Below are 3,131 nucleotides of genomic sequence, written 5' to 3' on the forward strand. Positions count from 1 at the left end.
TCCGGGGGCCGGTCTCACGGATTCAGGTACCTGTATTGGTATGACGTGCTATCCAGAGGATAACGCCGACCCAGACACCCTATTCCGCCATGCCTACCAAGCACTGTATCAAGCGAAAACCTTAGGGGTAGCGCAGTGTGTGCGTTACAGCACCGACGAAGAGCACCTAGTGCGTTTACGGCAGCAAGAGCGAAACGCTATTCAACATGGACTGAGCGACAACGAATTTCGACTTTATTATCAGCCCCAGGTAGACCTTAACTCACAAACGGTCGTGGGTGCTGAGGCGTTAATCCGTTGGCAACATCCCAACCTTGGGCCTTCGCGCACCGGCCGAGGTTTTTACCGCTATTAGAAGGTAGCGAGCTGGAGATCCGCTTAGGTGAATGGGCCATCGAAGCCGCTCTTAAACAGCTGCAACGCTGGCAAGCATTGGGTGTTGAGATACAAGTGAGTGTGAACATAAGCCCACAGCATCTACTGCATCAGGGCTTTTTACCCCAGTTAGAACAGTTATTGAATCGCTATTCAGACGTGCCACCTCAGCTGTTGGCTATCGAAATCCTCGAGTCTGCTACTCTTGATGATATGCAGGCTGCACTCCATGTACGCGAAAACTGTCAGAGGTTGGGCATTGACGTCGCTCTGGATGACTTCGGCACGGGCTATTCGTCACTTGCCTACTTTCGCCACCTGCACGTGCAGCTCATCAAAGTTGATCGAGATTTCGTGCGCGACATGCTCGATAGCAAAGACGACCGCGCTATTGTTGAAAGCATTGTGTTTTTAGCTAAAAAATTCTCACGGCCTGTGTTAGCAGAGGGAGTAGAAACCTTAGAACATGCACAAGCTCTGTTAGCCCTTGGTTGCCATTTAGCCCAAGGTTACGGAATTGCACGCCCCATGCCTGCCGAACAGTTGCCCGGCTGGTTAAAAACGTGGCGTTTAGATGGCTTTCCTAAAACGCATTAATCAAAAAGCGCCATGGGGTCAAACTCGCTGGGCCGCTTGACTACCACACCGTGCCGGCCTTGCCCTTTCGCTTCGTAGCTTGCTGCATCTGCCCGCGATAAAGCAGATTCTACGGTATCATCAGACTCATCAAAGGTAGTGACACCAAGGCTCAAGGTAACGGTATATTCTTTGCCTCAATGGGTAACCGATACTTCGCTTACCGCTTGGCGTAACGACTCAGCAATCGTCGGAGCTTCCCCTAACGTACAACTGGGCAGCAGCACGCCAAATTCATCGCCCCCCTGACGGGCCACATGGTCACTTCGGCGCACCTCCCAAGCCACTACCTGCGCAATACGGCGCAGCATTTCATCGCCTAAGGCATGGCCACCTTCATCATTAATCGGCTTAAAGTGGTCTAGGTCGAACAGTAGTAGTGCTGAAGGCGTACTGGTCTTCTGGTAGTCAGCAAACGCTTCTTCAAGGCGGCGATCAAACCCACGCCGATTAAGCAGCCCAGTCAACGGATCATGCTCGGCCTCCCAACGCTGCAAGGCTTCCTGCTGGCGGCGTTCGGTGATATCTTTCACTACCCCGACCAACCCTAGCGAATGCCCACCCTTAGAGAGCATGACAACCCGTGCATGAACATCCAACCAGAGGGTTTCTTTATCGCTACGAATAACACTTAGTTGGCGCACAAAATCGTTGCCTGTTTTTAAACTATGAGCCCACATATCTTTGGCACCTTCACGGTCATCTGGATGGATTTGATGTATCCAGACATCCGCCTGCGCATCCGCTTCAATCGCTAACATGTGCAGTAACGCTGGGTTCATATAAGTAATGATGCCACCAAAGTTAGCAACAAACATACCTTGTGGGGTGGCACTAAGCACAGAATCCAAAAACGCTTCACGCTCCTGTAAATGACCAAACAGTTGCTGGCGCTCGTTTTCCACGCGATTAAACGTTTCGGCCACTTGCTGCAGTTCCTGCATATTAGTGGCTAAATCCAACCGGGTTCGTTGCCCAACTCCCACCTCACCAATTTGCGTCTCGAGATGTTCTAACGGCTTTAAAATGCGAGCTAATAGCCACCAGAGCAGCGGCATTATCATTAGTGCAAGAACTACCCAAATTCCAAAAAGCTTATAAATAAACCCGGAGAGCGGAAGATACGCTTGGTTGGCCGGCAGAAAAAGGCCCACGACCCAGTCGGCGGGCCATACCTGAGCATATGCCTGCAGGCTTGTGCGACCGTCTGCCAACTCGGTCACTCCCTCTCCCTGCCAGCCATCCAGAGCAAGGTCTAGCAAGGGATTAGGCTGGATTTCATCAACGTGCTTGTTTACCAGCTGGTGGTCTGGGTGATAAAGGACTTTTCCATTGGACGTCACCACTGCTGCGTACCCTTCTCGGCCCAGACGTATGGTGTTTAGCCGGTTAAAGAGGCCGCCACTGTCAAGACTAACCATTCCTCCTATTACCCCAGCAAAACGCCCCTCTTCGTCTAGCCTTGGCACGCTTATTCTCACTAGGGGTACCCCTCTAGCGCGCCCTATAAAAGGCTCGCTTACATAGGGTTGACGAACCCCACGCACCATTTCGTAGTATTCACTCTCTGAGACTTCCAAACCTATTCGCCCCACAACACTGGGCCAATCAGTCACAATAACGCCTTGTTCGTTACTAATAACCAAACCATCAAACCACGACAGCAACGCATCGTTTTTTTGTAATTCATGGCCAAGCCAAGCTGAGTCATTCGATAGGCCAATGGCCCCACTTAGCCGCTCCAGAGCATCAATGCGCTGTTCAACCTGCTGGGTAATTTCATCGGCAAGCAAGGTTGCCTCGTAGCGCAAATGAGCCATATTGGTCTCATGCACCATACCTTTGCCAACCTGCCAAGCCATCCCCAACACTGCCCCTGCTAAAATGACCAAGGCACAGGAAAGACCCAACAGTAGTCGACATTGTAAAGAGCGGAACGTAACAAGCTTGCTAACCAAGGGGGCTAAGCGCACCGGCAATCCCTTTTTTGTTAACTTTCCTTAAATTGAGCTCATTGGAACAGCATCAATCCCGATATAAACGAACAACTTACCAAAAAGATGTGATGGATGCGCGTTGATGAAAATCAACGGCTCTTCGACGTTGGGTGTGGAATTCGC

The 3,131-nt window shown here is 51.1% G+C and carries 2 protein-coding genes and 1 pseudogene; 2 read left to right on the forward strand and 1 reads right to left on the reverse strand.

The features are described 5' to 3' along the window. Both B4967_RS10120 and B4967_RS10125 read left to right on the forward strand, forming a co-directional pair. A partial coding sequence (locus B4967_RS10120; RefSeq protein ID WP_207953615.1) for an EAL domain-containing protein occupies positions 1-355 on the forward strand: 355 nt, incomplete at its 5' end. Then, on the forward strand, positions 298-972 hold the full coding sequence (locus B4967_RS10125; protein WP_083025037.1) for an EAL domain-containing protein: 675 nt from the start codon (positions 298-300) through the stop codon (positions 970-972). The genes B4967_RS10120 and B4967_RS10125, both read left to right, overlap by 58 nt. Here B4967_RS10125 and B4967_RS10130 read toward each other — a convergent pair. Continuing rightward, positions 969-2,873 (reverse strand): annotated as a pseudogene (locus B4967_RS10130) (sensor domain-containing diguanylate cyclase). The gene B4967_RS10125 and the pseudogene B4967_RS10130 sit on opposite strands and share 4 nt — an antisense overlap. Positions 2,874-3,131 lie beyond the last annotated feature (258 nt).

Source organism: Vreelandella lionensis, from assembly GCF_002087295.1.
Lineage (GTDB): Bacteria > Pseudomonadota > Gammaproteobacteria > Pseudomonadales > Halomonadaceae > Vreelandella > Vreelandella lionensis.